This window comes from Streptococcus sp. VTCC 12886 (assembly GCF_049893425.1).
Lineage (GTDB): Bacteria > Bacillota > Bacilli > Lactobacillales > Streptococcaceae > Streptococcus > Streptococcus suis_AA.
The window spans coordinates 1-15,781 of record NZ_JBMVJB010000010.1 but is presented as its reverse complement, the minus strand read 5'-3'; the positions used below and the strand labels follow the sequence as shown (position 1 = coordinate 15,781).

Genomic DNA, 15,781 nt, shown 5'->3' with positions numbered 1-15,781 from the left:
TGTTGAGAGAGCTCTAAAATAAAGGGTTCTCTTCGTTTATTTATTTGAGAAAAATGTCTAAATATGGTATAATGACTAGACCATAAAATGAAAGAAGGTGTAAGTATGGGATTCACGGAAGAAACTGTCCGTTTCCGTCTCGATGATACCGATAAGCAGGAAATCAACAAAACATTGATTAGTGTTTATCGTTCTTTGGAAGAGAAGGGCTATAATCCAATTAACCAAATCATCGGTTATGTATTGAGCGGGGACCCTGCTTATATTCCGCGTTATAATGACGCGCGTAACCAGATTCGTAAGCATGAACGTGATGAAATCATTGAAGAATTGGTACGCTATTACCTGAAAGGGAATGGGATAGACCTTTAATGAGAATAATGGGATTAGATGTTGGTTCTAAAACTGTAGGGGTCGCTATTTCAGATCCATTAGGTTTTACAGCTCAAGGTTTGGAAATCATTCCGATTGATGAAGACAAGGGTGAATTTGGCTTGGAACGTTTGACAGAGCTTGTTGAACAATACAAGGTTGATCAGTTTGTTGTTGGCTTACCAAAGAATATGAACAATACAAGTGGCCCTCGAGTAGAAGCTAGTCAAGCTTACGGTGATTTATTAACTGAGCGATACAAACTTCCAGTAGAATATCAGGACGAACGGTTGACAACTGTTGCAGCAGAGCGAATGCTAATTGAACAAGCAGACATTAGTCGAGGAAAACGTAAAAAAGTTATTGACAAATTAGCAGCTCAGCTGATTTTGCAAAATTATTTAGATAGAACATTTTAAAGGAGACACCTATGGCACACCATCACGATCATGAACATGACCATAATCACGACGAACCTGAATTGATTACTTTAGTAGACGATCAAGGTAATGAAACACTTTTTGAAATCTTGTTGACAATTGACGGTCAGGAAGAATTTGGAAAGAACTACGTCCTCCTGATTCCTGCTAGTGCAGAAGAAGATGAGAACGGAGAAGTTGAAATCCAAGCCTACTCATACATTGAAAATGAGAACGGCACAGAAGGAGACTTGCAACCAATTCCAGAAGATGCAACAGCAGAATGGGATATGATTGAAGAAGTTTTCAACAGCTTTATGGAAGAGGAATAAAAAGGTCCAGTGGACCTTTTTATCTTTGAGCCCCAAATTTGAAAAGCGAAAACAAAGGTCCAGTGGACCTTTTTATCATGAGCCTGAAAACTAGAGAGCGAATTAAGGTCCAGTGGAAAGAAACAGTCTAGGAAGAGACTGTCTCAGTCTGAGACCGAAAATAGAAGAGTGGTATTTCTAGTTGGTTTAATCGAGGATTCTGCTCTGAAGAACTAGAACCTCCCTTCTGGAAAACGTTTGTACTACAAAGTTTTGTTAAGCTGGGGAATGAGATGAGTGGAGAACTGGAAAAGTATTTGAGAGCAAACTCAGATATCATTAGGATTTTGGAAATCGTTAGGGAACTTGATTTAAAAGATTCTTGGCTATGTGCTGGGACGATTCGTAATTTCATCTGGAATCAATACCATTTTGATAAGACAACTGATGTTGATATTGTATTCTTTGACGAAGGAATATCCTATGAGAAAACTTTAGAAATAGAGAACCATTTGCATTATATGTATCCAGAATATAAATGGGAATTAAAAAATCAGGTCTTTATGCATATTCACAGTCCGAACAGTCTTCCTTACCAGTCATCAAAAGATGCAATTGAAAAATTTCCAGAAAGATGTACAGCTGTTGGTGTACGACTGCTAAAAGAGGGAAACATGGAACTGTTCGCCCCATTTGGAATGGAGGATATCTATCGATATAGAGTACAGCCTACCCCTCATTTTTTAGCGGACAAAAACCGTATGCAGCTGTATAAAACGAGAGCTTCTAAGAAGAACTGGGATCAGAAATGGCCGCAAATGATCATTTCATTTGAAGAATAGCTAAATAGATAAGTTCTATTTGGCCTTTTTTTATTTATCCAAATGTATATTCGCGTTGCTTGAATGATGAGAGCAAAATGACCACATTCTCTAAAAAGAGGACATAAATGTCATGTAAAGTATTGCTTGTTTTCGATAAACTATAGCCAATGAATTAAGAAAAAAATTAAGAGGTTAATAGTTTATGAAATTTGAACAAACTTACGCAAAGGTTAGTGGTATTGTACATAAGGCTCGTCAAGAATTTTATATCAAGTTATGGGAAAAGTCAGACTGGGATCAAGAAGGAATGATGGTATTATATGAATTATTAGAAAAACAACCCCAGTTATATGAAGATAAAGAAAAATTATATGTATATTTTAAAGTAAAATTTAGAAATCATATAAAGGATGTTATACGCAAGCAAGAAAGTTACAAAAGAAAATTTGACAGAATGGCACATGAAGACATCCATGACCTATCCCATGTTGTGAAATCACCTGGACTGGTTAACGATGAATTTATTCTTCTGCAAGATATGTTACAGTCTTATCGGCAACAGTTAAATTCAGAACAACTAGAGCAATACGAAAAATTGATAGCAGGGCAGAGTTTTAGTGGCCGAAAACAAATGATTCGTGATTTGCAAGACTATTTAGCAGATTTTAAATAAGCTAGGTCAAGACTGGGTAGTATGCATTTTTTCTATCAACTTAAGACGTGTAAAATACCATGATAGGCTATGTGAGATGTCTATGACAGTTTCTCCATTGAATAATAAAAATGAACAAGAAGCCCTCGCTAAGTGAAGAATCTTAGCAAGGGCTTTTGGTTTACGACTTATTGATTTTAATAATCAAAGACAAAACGGATGCGCTCTACTGACGAGCTCTCCCAAAAGCCCAGCCTCCGATTGCTAAAAGAAACAAGGTGATTCATCTAAATTAATTACATATTTACTTTGAATGAAGGAATATCGATTCTTTGTGACTGAATTTTTGTTTTTTACGCAAGGAACCACCTGCCCCTTCGGACAGGTGGTTTCCCACATATCAACTAATCCTCCCTGTAGGGATCGAACCTACGACCCACGGATTAAGAGTCCGCTGCTCTGCCAGCTGAGCTAAGGAAGGATAAAAAAATAAAAATGCTGTATTGGTACCGGTTATCCATGATTTGTATTGATCCCGCACGCTAGAAGCAGGTGGGTGACACGTTTCTGACTTAGTTGCTTCTGGGTGCGCCAGCTTGCATACTGTCAGAAGATCTTTGTCTCCCTAATAATACAAAAATAGTCGGTCAACACATAGGTATGGATTCGTATACCACAGCAGTTCTTATCTATAATCTAATCTTACCACTTTTTTTAGAAAAATCAAGAGAAAAAATCAAAATATGTAAGCGCCACCAAAATATTATTGGTTAAAAACCTTGTGTTATCAAGGTTTCATCTATTATTTTTTTTCAAATTTTTTATCTTTTCTTGGGTCATACCCAAGGCACGCTCGTATTTACCGGTGTCATTGGCGGTAAAGTAGTCCGCATGAAGTAACTTATCGGGCAGGTATTGCTGGTCCACCCATTTTTCAGGATAGGCATGCGGATACTGGTAGCCAATGGCATTTCCCAGCTCCTTACTTCCAGCATAATGACCGTCTCGCAGGTGATTTGGAATAGGCAGATGACCGTTTTTCCGCAAATCAGCCAGAGCTGCATCCATAGCCTGATAGGCAGAATTAGACTTAGGTGAGAGAGCCAAATCAACGACCACGTTGGCAATCATAATCCGTGCTTCTGGAAAACCAATTTTCTGGGCAGCTTCAAGGGCGGTCACCGTATGGATTTGTGCCTCTGGATTGGCCAAGCCGATGTCTTCATAGGCAATGACCGTCAAGCGACGAGCCAGACTAGGCAGGTCCTCTGCCTCAATCAAACGGGCGGCGTAGTGGAGGCTGGCATTGACATCGCTGCCTCGAATGGATTTTTGCAGGGCTGAGAGAATATCGTAGTGGGCATCGCCGTTCTTGTCCATGCTGATGTAGGACTTTTGCAGGCTATTTTCCACGGCATCCAGATCAATGTGGCGACTACCGTCGTCACTTTCCTTGGTCGAAAGCACAGCCAATTCTAGCGAATTATAGGCAGCTCGCAGGTCACCGTTGGTAGCATTGGCTAGGAAGTCCAGAGCCTCCGGTTCAATGGTGACAGGGAAGTCAAATCCACGTTCGCTGTCTGTCAGAGCCAGTTCCAAGGCTTGTCGGATGTGGCTGGTTTGTAAAGGCTGCAATTCAAAAATCTGCACCCGACTACGAATGGCAGGCAGAATTGAGAAGAAGGGATTTTCCGTCGTTGCCCCAATCATGATGATATTGCCATTTTCCAAGAGAGGAAGCAGGAAGTCCTGTTTGGTCTTGTTGAGGCGGTGGATTTCATCGAGCAGGAGAACCAAACCACCGGAAAACTTAGCTTCTTCAGCGATTTCCTGGAGGCGCTTTTGGTTGTCCGTCGTGGCATTAAAGGTTCGAAAGGCATACTTGGTCGTACCAGCGATTGCGGACGCAATCGAGGTCTTGCCAATCCCTGGCGGACCGTAGAGAATCATGGACGACAGCATATTGGCATCAATCATGCGACGGATAATCCTTCCAGGACCGACCAGGTGTTCCTGACCGATGACTTCATCAATGGATTTGGGCCTCATACGAAGGGCGAGATTGGCTGGCATAGGCTTCCTTTCAGTGTATTTATGGTATAATCATTATACTACAATTTTAAGATTTGGAGAGAAACGAAGATGGTGGAGTTGACGGTGAGTGTTTTGGAAGAATACTTGCGTGACCACTATGGGACGACAGTTCCCGAGCAAAGTCTCTTTATGAAATTAGTGGAAGAAATTGGTGAAGTGGCAGAGCTGTTGAACAAGCGTGCAGGCCGCAAGATGATGGACGGCGAAGAAGACAGCTCTGCTTGTTTGGCAGAAGAATTAGCTGACGTTATTCACTATGCTGTAGCCTTGGCAGCGGTGAATCAACTAGATTTAACCAAGTCTATTTTGGAGAAAGACGAGCGGGCTTCCGTCAAATACGGTCGAGAAATAAATTTATTGGAATTTATAGAAAAGAGGAAATAGAATGGCGAACCAAGGATTTTTAGATGTGCTGGAAGCGGCACTGGACAAACATTTTACCTACGATTACGAGCTTAACTGGGACAAGAAAAACCACGCAGTTGAGTTGGCTTTCATCTTGGAAGCACAAAATGCGGCTGGGATTGAAACGGTGGATGACGAAGGCAATGCGTCTTCTGAGGATATTTTCTTGGAGGAGTATGTCCTTTTCTATAACCAGGGCAAGTCTCGCTTTGACGAGGAAGACTACCTGGTCGCTCTGCCATTTGACGCCAAGAAGGGCTTTTCAGCGGAGTTTCTGACCTACTTCGCAGGTTTTCTCAAAGATACCGCCGACCAAGGTTTAGATGACCTCATGGACTTTTTGGCGGACCCAGAAGCCCAAGATTTTGCGATTTCTTGGGACGGAGAGGCTTTTGAAAAAGGCAGAGCAGAATTGCTGGAAGGGGAATTTTACCCATATCCGAGGTATTAGGCGATTTAGCTGCTGAAGAAAGGATGAAATGATGGTCGTTGTCGAACAAGCATTGGATTTTATTGGAAGCAAGGTCGCCCTGCTCTGTGACGACAAGGTGCTGACGATTTTGCGGGATGATAAACCGACCATTCCCTATCCAAATCACTGGGATTTGCCGGGTGGTGGAAGGGAGAATGGTGAGACAGCCTTCGAATGTCTGCAACGTGAAATCGTGGAAGAGCTAGGCATTCGCATTGACGAGACAGCTATTCTGTGGCAGAAAGCCTATCCCAGTGTGACAAAGCCGACCAAACAATCGGTGTTTATGGTTGGAAGAATAAGGCAAGAGCAAGTGGATGAGATTGTTTTTGGCGATGAGGGGCAGGGCTATCAGATGATGACCGTTTCCGAATTTTTAGAGCATGAGCAGGTTATCCCACAGCTCCAAGCTCGCTTGCGGGATTATTTACAGGAGCGGGTGGATGGCAAAACGACAGTCGATCAAACCTGAGCAATACTTAACTTTATTGTGAAAGTTTGCTATTCTAAAAATAAAAAAAGCGTTGAGCGGTAACTCAACGCCTTGTAGGATCGCCAAACGGTGGTTCAGTTCGTTAGATTAAATAACCGTCAGAACTGTGTCAAAGTTTGCTGACGGTTATTTTTTATCTCGAATAGCTAAAATGATGACGATTATCAAGCTCAGCATTTCAACAAGTAGACCTGATAAATATAAATCCAGAGTTCTCCGACGTGAGAGTTTTGAAACGATATTTTTCAAAACTCGAGCTAGTGCGTGCCTTAGACAAATCTTATAGGATTTGTCGTTGCCAGATGAGTAAGTTTACTTACCATCTGGCATGGGCTAGCCTTTCTAGCAGATTTGCTGTCCACTTTCATGGGCATCACCTCCGTTCAGAAACTTGGAACCGCCGTCTCAAACCTTCCTACACATGTTTATTCGCAGTGCGATTAGAAAATTTTCGAAAAAGTATTATTAGGGCTCCATCGCGCAACATTAACTTGTAAAAAAGGCTAGAAATCGGTACAATAATACAGTGATTGACGCATAGAAAAGAAAAGGAACAACAAACATGAACTCATGGCAAGAATTAACGGTTCACGTGCATCGTGATGCAGAAGAGGCAGTTTCAAATCTCATGATTGAAACGGGCAGTCAGGGAGTGGCCATTAGCGACTCGGCTGACTATGTGGGACAGGAGGACCGTTTTGGTGAACTCTATCCCGAAGTGGAGCAGTCAGATATGATTGCGATTACGGCCTATTATCCTGATACTGTAGATATTGAGGAAGTTAAGGCAGACTTGGCGACTCGCTTGGCGGATTTGACAGGCTTTGGCTTGGAGATTGGTCAGGTCAGTCTAGAAAGTCAGGAACTGGCAGAGGAAGACTGGGCGGACAACTGGAAGAAATACTATGAACCAGCGCGCATTACCCATGATTTGACCATTGTGCCATCTTGGACAGACTACGAGGCGACAGCAGGTGAGAAAATTATCCGCTTGGATCCAGGCATGGCTTTCGGTACGGGTACCCACCCGACGACCAAGATGAGCCTCTTTGCTCTTTCTCAGGTCCTTCGTGGTGGCGAAACGGTCATTGACGTCGGCACAGGCTCAGGTGTTCTCTCCATTGCAAGTTCTCTCTTGGGTGCCAAGGAGATTTACGCCTATGACTTGGACGAGGTGGCGGTGCGTGTGGCCCAGGAAAACATTGACCTCAATGCCCACACCAGCAACATCCATGTCGCGGCAGGCGACCTGCTTCGTGGCGTTGATATTGAAGCAGAAGTCATCGTTGCCAACATCTTGGCGGATATTCTCATCCATCTGACGGAGGATGCCTACCGTCTGGTCAAGGACGAGGGCTACCTAATTATGAGCGGTATCATAGCGGAAAAGTGGGACATGGTGCGAGCATCTGCGGAGGCGGCTGGATTCTTTCTTGAGACCCACATGATTCAAGGTGAGTGGAATTGCTGTATCTTCAAGAAAACGGCGGACCGCTCAGGTGTGATTGGAGGCTAGGATGCAGCAGTATTTTGTCAATGGCAGAGCACCGCAGGGCATTTTCCAGATTAAGGATAAGGACACTGCCAAGCATATGTTTTCTGTCATGCGCTTGCAGGCAGATGAACAGATTGTCCTAGTCTTTGACGACGGGATTAAACGCTTGGCACGGGTAGTGGACAGCCAAAGCCAATCGGTTGAAATCATCGAAGAACTGGCAGACAATGTCGAATTACCCGTTTCCGTCACTATTGCCATGGGCTTCCCCAAGGGAGATAAGCTCGAATTTGTCGCCCAAAAGGCAACGGAATTAGGCATGATAGCCCTCTGGGCCTTTCCAGCTGACTGGTCAGTGGTCAAATGGGATGGTAAAAAATTAGGCAAAAAAGTAGAGAAGCTAGAAAAAATCGCCCAAGGTGCAGCCGAACAAAGCAAACGCAATCGCATTCCAGCAATTCGCTTGTTCGAGAAAAAAACGGATTTCCTAGCTCAGTTGACAGGATTTGACCAGATTATCTTAGCCTACGAAGAGGCTGCAAAAGCGGGCGAACAAGCCAATCTAGTGAAGGCCTTATCTGGTTTAGAAACTGGTCAATCAGTCCTTGTCATTGTCGGTCCAGAAGGTGGCGTATCGCCTGAGGAAGTAGCCGCATTTGAAGGAGCAGGAGCGGTCAAGACAGGTCTTGGTCCTCGTATCTTACGAGCGGAGACGGCTCCACTCTACGCCCTTTCTGCCATTAGCTACGCGACGGAGTTGTTGAGGTAGTGTATGTTTGCTTTAGGAACGATTATCAATACCTTGGCCATTGCCCTAGCAGGTTTGCTAGGGTCTTGGTTTGGGCATTTACTAAAAGAACGCCATCAGTCGGGGTTGACGATGGCGAGTGGTGTTGCTGTTCTATTTCTGGGGATTTCTGGTAGTTTAGAGGGGTTACTGACAGTTGTAGATGGTCAGATCACAAGTCAGAATAGTATGCTTCTGGTCATTAGTTTGGCGTTAGGAACTTTGGTGGGGGAAGTACTCCATATCGAAGGTTGGTTTGAGCAACTTGGTGTTTGGCTCCGTGAAAAATCGGGAAATAGTCAAGATTCTCAGTTTTTAGATGCCTTTTTGACAGCTTCCTTGACTGTTTGTATTGGAGCTATGGCCATTATTGGTTCTATTCAAGATGGTTTGACGGGAGATTACCGATTATTAGCTATTAAAAGCATTTTGGATTTTATAATTATTTTGATTATGACTTCTAGTTTAGGTAAGGGAGCAGGGTTTTCGGCCGTACCCGTCTTCTTTTTCCAGGGCTCGGTAACGATTTTGGCACATTTGATTGAACCGATTATGACGGAGCAAGCACTTGCGAACCTTTCTCTAATAGGGTCAGTTCTTATTTTTTGTGTCGGAGTTAATATTGTTTGGGATCGAAAAATCCGCGTGGCCAATATGTTGCCAGCTATTCTCATTGCGGTGATTTGGAGCTGTTTTGCATAAGAAAACCAGGATTCCCCTGGTTTTTACTGTTTTCGTTCAAATTGCAAGAGGCTGACCTGCCCCAAGCCCTTCCAGACCTCCTCGACTTGCCCGATCTGTTGAAAACCATTTTTCAGGAGTACCTGCTGAGAAGCATAGTTTTCTGGCAGGACAAAGGCGACGATTGTTGTTATCGGGCATTCTTCTAGTAGGAAACGGCAGAGCAGACTGACTGCTCGGCTAGCCAGACCTTGATTCCAGAAAGCATGATGAAGACGGTAGCCAATAGTCACCGACGCAGTTCGTTTTTTGTAGTCGAAAACTTCCAAGACGCCAATCAATTTTCCTTGAAATTCTAGTCCTAAAAACAACCTTTTTTTCTTATTAAAATCACGTTGGAAATGACTGATTCGTTTGCGAAGGGTTTCTTTACTTTTAGTTGATGTGTTAGGAGTGTATTGGAAATGAAGGGGATTGGAATAGATTTCCCAAAGGTCCTCGAGGTCTATTTCCTCGATTTTTCGCAGTTGGAAGGAGGCGGCTTGTAGAGTAGGGAAGGTGTCAAACATGGTCGTCCTTTCAAAAGACAAGAGCTTGGTAGACCCAAACTCTCGACTTTTCATATCTATGTTTAGTTTTCTTTTTTCTTGCGAAGTGCACCAACAAAACCAATCAAGCCGAAGCCAAGAAGACTGAGCATGGAGTTTGCCTCACCAGTAGCTGGGAGTGTTTTGTGTCCTGCTTGAGCTGTTGAAGTGGCTGTGCTAGCTTTTGCAGGGCTAGTAAGCTTGTGTTTTGGTGCGGGTGCTGTTGTTTTTTCAGCTGGAAGGGTAATAACTTGACCAGACGGAAGTGTGATTTTAACACCTGTTTGATCAGTTGCTATGTTCGTATTGGTATCTGTTTGAACAGTGGTATCTGTTTGAACAGTTGGAGGTGTCACTGCTTTTGGCTCGGTATAGACAAAGCGGAACTCCCCGAAACCTTCATTTTCAGTAGAGGCTTGGAGGTAAACCAGGCCTTCTTGATCCGCTAGCAAGTCTTTTGCACGATCTGCCGTCAAGAAGCGGAGGTCTAATCCTTTGATGCTATCGGTAAAGGTCCAGTTATTGTCTGCTGTTGGGTTGATGACCTTTTCAGCGGTGATGTAGTTGATGATAGCTTGGCGGTTTTCCAGATTGAGTAAGTAGTTGACTGAGGCGTCTTTGACACCTGGGAAGGTACCATTTGCACGGTAGTTGTTGGTCACCACGATAAACTCTTGCTCATCTGTAACAGCCTGTCCATTGTACTGAAGGTTGCGAACACGGCTTGCTGTTTCGTTAACCACCTTACCGTTGCGGTCGTACTTGTTTGGCTGGGTGATGTCGTATTGATAGGTTACGCCGTCAATGACATCGAAGTTGTAGGTCCGGTAGTCAGTATTGACCAGGTTTTGTGGCTCAGTAGAGCTTGGATCGATTTGGTTGAACTGACCTGCGGACATTTCTAACCATTCTTTGAGTTTGGAACCGTTGATTTTTAAGATGGCAACTACGTTATCGTAGAGGTAGAGGTCCGCTACGTTTTTGATAGCGATTGGGCCAGCTGGAATGTCTGTGTAGGCTGTTGCATCGCCACGGGTTCCAGCCTTAAATGGGGCCGCTGCAGAAAGGATTGGTAGGCCAGCTTCAGGTGTTCCTGCTAGTTGCTGTTTGGCATACCAGATTTGGGCATTGTTGACGATTTGAACAGATGGGTCATCTTGCACTAATGCGAAGAAGCTGTTGATTGGTGCAGTTGTTTCACCGACTTGCTGGCGGACGTAGTTGATGGTTTCAGTATGGGCTTCTTTAGCCAGGTCAATGATGCGGCTGTCGGCCACAGATGACTTGGTATCAATCTTGCGGATGGCAGCCTTGCTAGAAGTTGTGGTCCATTTACCGTCAGTATATGTCAGGTTAAGGTCAATCACACCAAGGTGGTCACCGTATTTTCCAGCCATAGTGACAGGGGTGCCGTTGATTTTACCATTTGTGTCGTCCACGCCAGTATATTTAGCGTAGAAGCTTGGTTTTTCAGCTGTCCCTGGAAATTCTGCGTGGGAGTGACCTGTAATCACCGCATCAACTCCTGACAGGCTGGCGATTTGGTAACCGACATTTTCTTCGCCAATTTCATACTGGTCATCACCGATACCCGAGTGAGAAAGAACCAAAACGATATCTGCGCCATTTTCACGAATAACAGGAACAATGTCACGGACTGCTTCAACCGCATCGCGCACGATGACCTTACCTTCCAAATAGGCCTTGTCCCAGTTGAGGATTTGTGGCGGAACGATTCCTGTGATACCGACTTTCAGGCTGACAGCCTTGCCAGTTGTATCTGTAAAGGTTTTGTCAACGATAGTGTAAGGTTGGTAGATGAAATCTTTGGTTGTAGGGTTGAGAACATTGGCGTTGAGAAGGGGCATGCCAGCTGTTGAAATCACTTTGCGGAGGTAGTCTAGACCGTAGTTGAACTCATGGTTACCGAGGGTGCCGGCATCGAAACCTAGTGTATCCAAGGCGGTGTACATAGGATGTTGTTCGCCATCTTCAATCGGATCAATGAGAGACTTGTAATTGCCAAGCGGTGTTCCTTGGATGGTGTCACCGTTATCCACAAGGATGACGTTTGGATTTTCAGCCTTGGCATCTTCAATTAGCACGGCCGTTTTTGCCAACCCGAGTGTTTCCGCAGGTTTATCTTGGTAATAGTCGTAGTTGACCAAGTTAGTGTGGAGGTCCGTTGTTGCTAGGATACGGACATCGACAGATTGGCCTTCGACAGGAGTTGTTGTCTCTGTCGTGGCTGCGCGTGTTTCGGTTGTAGGGTTAGATGTTGTCTCGTCGCTAGTTGCAACAACGCTAGCTGGAGTGCTAGTTTCAGTTGTAGTTTCAGCGCTTGCAACAGTCTCAGTTGCTGTAGTTGTTTCTGCTGTTTCAGTTGGAGTCGTCTGATCCTCTAATGAAACTTCCTCAGAGCTTGTTTGACTTGATTTGGTTGCTGTCTCTGTTGAGCTAACTGCTGCTTCCGAGGTTTGTGATGCTTGCTCAATTTCTGTGGTACTAGCAAGTGTTCCGTCTACTTCTTCTGCTTGAACGAAGTTAGGACTAGTTGCTAGCAAGGCTAGACTTAATGCGATAGCACATTTGCTAAAACGAAAATTCATGAGAATCCTCCATTTTCTTTTTATAATAATCTTCCACCATCATTATACAGGGGTAAAACTAAAAACTCAAGACAGAATATGAACGTTTAGGTGATTTTGTTTAAAAAAAACATGAAAACAGAGTGAAAGTCGAATGTTTTTTCTGATTTTAGTAGAAAAAGTAACTTAGAACCTGTATTCAAAGTTCAGTACTTCCACCTAAGACTCGTTTTTCAGCTATTCATCGTTCTTTTTTCAAAATACAGTCAGTGTTCCCTAAAAAAAGCCTTGATTAGCGAAAAAACGATCTCCTATCCACAAGCACGTCACTTGTGAATACAGGTTCTTAGTTTTTATCTGTATTAGTGGTGCTAGATTCCTTTTTCTTTTTTCATGAAAATGGTAAAATAGTAGGAAATATAAGAGGAAGAGTAATGACATGAAAGAAATAAATTATACTGGGGAGGAAGTGGTTGCCTTAACGGCGACCTACTTACCGGAAGAAGATGTTGCCTTTGTCAAAAAAGCATTAGATTTTGCTACAGAAGCGCACAAAACACAATTTCGTAAATCAGGTGAGCCCTATATTGTACACCCTATTCAGGTGGCAGGTATTTTAGCAGGTCTCAAGCTAGATGCGGTGACGGTTGCATGTGGTTTCTTACATGACGTGGTTGAAGATACAGAGGTGACCTTGGATGAGATGGAAGCTGAATTTGGCCCGGAAGTCCGCCATATTGTCGGCGGTGTGACCAAACTGGGTAAGGTTGAATATAAATCTCATGAAGAACAACTAGCAGAAAACCACCGAAATATGCTAATTGCTATGTCTCAAGATATGCGGGTGATTTTGGTTAAACTCGCTGACCGCTTACATAACATGCGGACTCTTAAGCACTTGCGCAAGGACAAGCAGGAACGTATTTCACGTGAAACAATGGAAATCTATGCACCTCTTGCTCACCGCTTAGGTATTTCTTCCATTAAGTGGGAATTGGAGGACATGTCTTTCCGCTATCTCAATGAAGTTGAATTTTATAAAATTACGCATATGATGCGTGAGAAGCGCCGTGAGCGTGAGGAATTAGTGACTGAAGTCGTCAACAAACTGCGAGAGTATACAGAGGAACGCCATCTTCACGGACAAATCTATGGTCGTCCAAAACATATTTATTCTATTTATAGGAAAATGCATGATAAGAGGAAGCGTTTTGATGAGTTGTACGATTTGACTGCTATTCGTTGTATCATGGATACTCAAAGTGATGTTTATGCGATGCTAGGTTACATACATGAGTTGTGGAAACCAATGCCAGGAAGATTTAAAGATTATATCGCAAATCAGAAAGCAAATGGTTACCAATCCATTCATACGACTGTATATGGGCCTAAAGGTCCAATCGAATTTCAAATTCGTACTGTAGAGATGCACCAAGTTGCAGAGTACGGGGTTGCAGCACACTGGGCCTATAAGCGTGGTGGTAAGGCAACCGCTTCTGAAAAAGAATTGCGTTGGATTAATAATTTGATCGAACTTCAAGAAGGTGCTGGTGGAGATGCTCAAACCTTTGTAGATTCTGTCAAAGAAGACATTTTTACAGAACGAATTTATGTCTTCACTCCTGATGGTGCGGTACGGGAACTGCCTAAGGACTCTGTGCCAATCGACTTCGCATATGAAATTCATACCAAGGTAGGTGAGCGAGCGACAGGTGCTAAAGTCAACGGTCGCATGGTCCCTCTGACAACCAAACTCAAAACAGGGGATCAGGTAGAAATTATTACTTCAGCCAATTCCTTTGGTCCGAGTCGTGACTGGATTAATCTTGTAAAAACCCATAAAGCCCGTAACAAAATCAAGCAGTTCTTTAAAAATCAAGATAAGGAATTATCGGTTTCCAAAGGACGTGAGATGCTTCAAAGCTTGCTTCAAGAAAATGGCTACGTTCCGAACCAGTATCTAGATCGTCGTCACATGGATGAAGTTTTGCAAAAGACCGGCTATAAAACAGACGAGGCACTTTATGCGGCAGTCGGTTTTGGAGAAGTTTCTGCTGTGTCAATCTTCAATCGTTTGACAGAAAAGGAACGTCGTGAGGCCGAACGTGCCAAGGCAAAAGCGGTAGCAGATGAACTGGTTAATGGTGGAGAGGTCAAACACGACAATAAAGACAGTTTAAAAATCCGACACGAGGGTGGTGTGGTTATCGAGGGCGCTTCTGACTTGCTGATTCGGATTGCCAAATGTTGTAATCCAGTACCGGGTGATGAAATTGTTGGTTATATCACCAAGGGGCGTGGGGTGGCTGTTCACCGTGTGAACTGTATGAACCTTAAGAGTCAAGAAAATTACGATGTGCGCTTAATTGATGTTGACTGGGAAGATGATAATTCAACAAAAGAGTACATGGCCAATATTGATATTTATGGACTGAATCGCTCGGGACTTCTCAATGATGTTTTGAAAGTATTGACTAATGCTAGCAAAAACATTTCGTCTGTTAATGCACAACCAACCAAGGATATGAAATTTGCGACGATTCACGTATCCTTTGGGATTTCCAATTTGGCAACCTTGACAAGTTTGGTCGACAAAATTAAGTCGGTTCCAGAGGTTTATTCAGTGAAAAGGACCAACGGATAAGATGAAAATAGTATTACAACGTGTTTCTCAAGCTAGTGTGACTATCGAAGATATGGTACATGGGCAGATCAAGCAAGGCCTTCTTCTTTTGGTCGGTATTGGTCCGGAAGATGGTCAAGAAGATTTAGATTATGCTGTGCGAAAAATCGTTAGTATGCGGATATTTTCAGATGAGGCAGGTAAGATGAACAAATCTGTTCAAGATGTGGAAGGCAAGATATTATCCATTTCTCAATTTACTCTTTTTGCGGATACAAAAAAAGGTAATCGCCCTGCATTTACAGGAGCGGCAGCTCCTGCTATGGCTAGTCAACTCTATGATGAGTTTAATCAGGCCTTGTCTGAATTTGTACCAGTCGAGGTGGGTGTCTTTGGGGCTGATATGCAGGTCAGTCTAGTCAATGATGGACCAGTTACCATTATCTTAGATACAAAAAACAGGTAAGAATTTCAGAAATAGTCTGTACTCTCTATCTCTATTTTGATATACTAATGTCGAAAGGTAGTCATGGAAGCTGGTTATGAAAAAATTGTTCACCAATCATTTCTTTTATTTGACGATTGCATTTATTTTGATTCTAGTGATTTTCTTTAGCGGAGTGGATAAACGCTGGATTATTCTTGTGAGTTTTCTTTACTTCATCCCTTCGCAGATTTTATATCGGCGCAGACTGAGAGAAAAATTAAGTGAAGACCGGCAGTAATGTCGGTTTTTTTAAAATTGTAAAGTGTGAAAATATCCAGTTGATTACTAGAGGCTATAGTGGTGTGACTCGAATTAACATATTTATACGTAATAACTGATAGATGTGGATAATAAAGTGGGTGTGACGGGTTTCATTCATTCTAGTAAAGAAGACACCAAAAACCAATCGCTCTGTTTGAACAGCTCCCTGTCAAGTGGACAATGAAATAATAAAATTTTAGGCGACGGCCTTGTTCCTCATTTCAAGAGGG

17 protein-coding genes, 1 tRNA gene and 1 other RNA gene are annotated in these 15,781 nt (G+C 43.2%); 14 read left to right on the top strand and 5 right to left on the bottom strand.

Annotated features, from left to right (window positions below):
• The first annotated feature begins 105 nt into the window (after positions 1–105).
• The 5 genes from ACPC57_RS04365 to ACPC57_RS04345 all read left to right on the top strand — a co-directional run bounded on the left by ACPC57_RS04365 (position 106) and on the right by ACPC57_RS04345 (position 2,599).
• The gene (locus ACPC57_RS04365; protein WP_130554425.1) at positions 106–372 is read left to right on the top strand and encodes an IreB family regulatory phosphoprotein; all 267 of its coding nucleotides are present in this window, start codon (positions 106–108) and stop codon (positions 370–372) included.
• The gene (ruvX, locus tag ACPC57_RS04360; protein ID WP_130554426.1) at positions 372–791 is read left to right on the top strand and encodes a Holliday junction resolvase RuvX; all 420 of its coding nucleotides are present in this window, start codon (positions 372–374) and stop codon (positions 789–791) included. Before ACPC57_RS04365 ends, ruvX begins: the two co-directional genes overlap by 1 nt.
• Positions 792–802: 11 nt before the next feature.
• Positions 803–1,123, top strand: a complete 321-nt coding sequence (locus ACPC57_RS04355) for a DUF1292 domain-containing protein (protein ID WP_024392832.1) — start codon at positions 803–805, stop codon at positions 1,121–1,123.
• Positions 1,124–1,395: 272 nt separating this feature from the next.
• A complete protein-coding gene (locus ACPC57_RS04350) occupies positions 1,396–1,944 on the top strand; it encodes a nucleotidyltransferase family protein (RefSeq protein WP_277837254.1) in 549 nt (182 codons plus the stop codon).
• A 184-nt stretch (positions 1,945–2,128) separates the two neighbouring features.
• Entirely contained in the window at positions 2,129–2,599 is a 471-nt protein-coding gene (locus tag ACPC57_RS04345; RefSeq protein ID WP_434066393.1) for a sigma-70 family RNA polymerase sigma factor, read from the top strand.
• 387 nt (positions 2,600–2,986) lie between these two features.
• Here ACPC57_RS04345 and ACPC57_RS04340 read toward each other — a convergent pair.
• The 3 genes from ACPC57_RS04340 to ACPC57_RS04330 all read right to left on the bottom strand — a co-directional run bounded on the left by ACPC57_RS04340 (position 2,987) and on the right by ACPC57_RS04330 (position 4,651).
• Positions 2,987–3,059, bottom strand: a tRNA-Lys gene (locus ACPC57_RS04340).
• A gap of 10 nt (positions 3,060–3,069) precedes the next feature.
• A non-coding RNA gene (gene ssrS / locus ACPC57_RS04335) (6S RNA) lies at positions 3,070–3,263 on the bottom strand.
• A gap of 110 nt (positions 3,264–3,373) precedes the next feature.
• The gene (locus tag ACPC57_RS04330; RefSeq protein ID WP_277837256.1) at positions 3,374–4,651 is read right to left on the bottom strand and encodes a replication-associated recombination protein A; all 1,278 of its coding nucleotides are present in this window, start codon (positions 4,649–4,651) and stop codon (positions 3,374–3,376) included.
• A gap of 69 nt (positions 4,652–4,720) precedes the next feature.
• Here ACPC57_RS04330 and ACPC57_RS04325 point away from each other — a divergent pair, with 69 nt between their 5' ends.
• The 6 genes from ACPC57_RS04325 (at position 4,721) to ACPC57_RS04300 (ending at position 9,026) form a co-directional block, all read left to right on the top strand.
• Positions 4,721–5,056: a MazG nucleotide pyrophosphohydrolase domain-containing protein gene (locus ACPC57_RS04325; RefSeq protein ID WP_239604417.1), complete on the top strand. Its 336-nt coding sequence runs from the start codon at positions 4,721–4,723 to the stop codon at positions 5,054–5,056.
• A 1-nt stretch (position 5,057) separates the two neighbouring features.
• Complete coding sequence (locus ACPC57_RS04320; protein WP_434066392.1) at positions 5,058–5,528, top strand: DUF3013 family protein; 471 nt, start codon at positions 5,058–5,060, stop codon at positions 5,526–5,528.
• A 31-nt stretch (positions 5,529–5,559) separates the two neighbouring features.
• A complete protein-coding gene (locus ACPC57_RS04315; RefSeq protein ID WP_217375126.1) occupies positions 5,560–6,021 on the top strand; it encodes an NUDIX hydrolase in 462 nt (153 codons plus the stop codon).
• Positions 6,022–6,604: 583 nt separating this feature from the next.
• The gene (gene prmA, locus ACPC57_RS04310; RefSeq protein ID WP_434065395.1) at positions 6,605–7,558 is read left to right on the top strand and encodes a 50S ribosomal protein L11 methyltransferase; all 954 of its coding nucleotides are present in this window, start codon (positions 6,605–6,607) and stop codon (positions 7,556–7,558) included.
• A 1-nt stretch (position 7,559) separates the two neighbouring features.
• A complete protein-coding gene (locus ACPC57_RS04305; protein ID WP_434066391.1) occupies positions 7,560–8,306 on the top strand; it encodes a 16S rRNA (uracil(1498)-N(3))-methyltransferase in 747 nt (248 codons plus the stop codon).
• Between the two features lie 3 nt (positions 8,307–8,309).
• Positions 8,310–9,026 (top strand): DUF554 domain-containing protein, encoded by a 717-nt coding sequence (locus tag ACPC57_RS04300; RefSeq protein ID WP_434066390.1) that lies wholly within the window; start codon positions 8,310–8,312, stop codon positions 9,024–9,026.
• Positions 9,027–9,049: 23 nt separating this feature from the next.
• On the opposite strand, the gene ACPC57_RS04295 is transcribed toward ACPC57_RS04300, so the two are convergent.
• Both ACPC57_RS04295 and ACPC57_RS04290 read right to left on the bottom strand, forming a co-directional pair.
• The gene (locus tag ACPC57_RS04295) at positions 9,050–9,628 is read right to left on the bottom strand and encodes a GNAT family N-acetyltransferase (protein ID WP_434066389.1); all 579 of its coding nucleotides are present in this window, start codon (positions 9,626–9,628) and stop codon (positions 9,050–9,052) included.
• A gap of 8 nt (positions 9,629–9,636) precedes the next feature.
• Positions 9,637–12,201: a bifunctional 2',3'-cyclic-nucleotide 2'-phosphodiesterase/3'-nucleotidase gene (locus ACPC57_RS04290; RefSeq protein ID WP_434066388.1), complete on the bottom strand. Its 2,565-nt coding sequence runs from the start codon at positions 12,199–12,201 to the stop codon at positions 9,637–9,639.
• 418 nt (positions 12,202–12,619) lie between these two features.
• Here ACPC57_RS04290 and ACPC57_RS04285 point away from each other — a divergent pair, with 418 nt between their 5' ends.
• The 3 genes from ACPC57_RS04285 (at position 12,620) to ACPC57_RS04275 (ending at position 15,528) form a co-directional block, all read left to right on the top strand.
• Positions 12,620–14,824, top strand: coding sequence for a RelA/SpoT family protein (locus ACPC57_RS04285; protein WP_274504443.1), 2,205 nt, complete (start codon positions 12,620–12,622; stop codon positions 14,822–14,824).
• Position 14,825: 1 nt separating this feature from the next.
• Positions 14,826–15,269: a D-aminoacyl-tRNA deacylase gene (gene dtd / locus ACPC57_RS04280; protein ID WP_130554438.1), complete on the top strand. Its 444-nt coding sequence runs from the start codon at positions 14,826–14,828 to the stop codon at positions 15,267–15,269.
• 76 nt (positions 15,270–15,345) lie between these two features.
• A complete protein-coding gene (locus ACPC57_RS04275; protein WP_217374505.1) occupies positions 15,346–15,528 on the top strand; it encodes a hypothetical protein in 183 nt (60 codons plus the stop codon).
• The last annotated feature ends 253 nt before the right edge of the window (positions 15,529–15,781 follow it).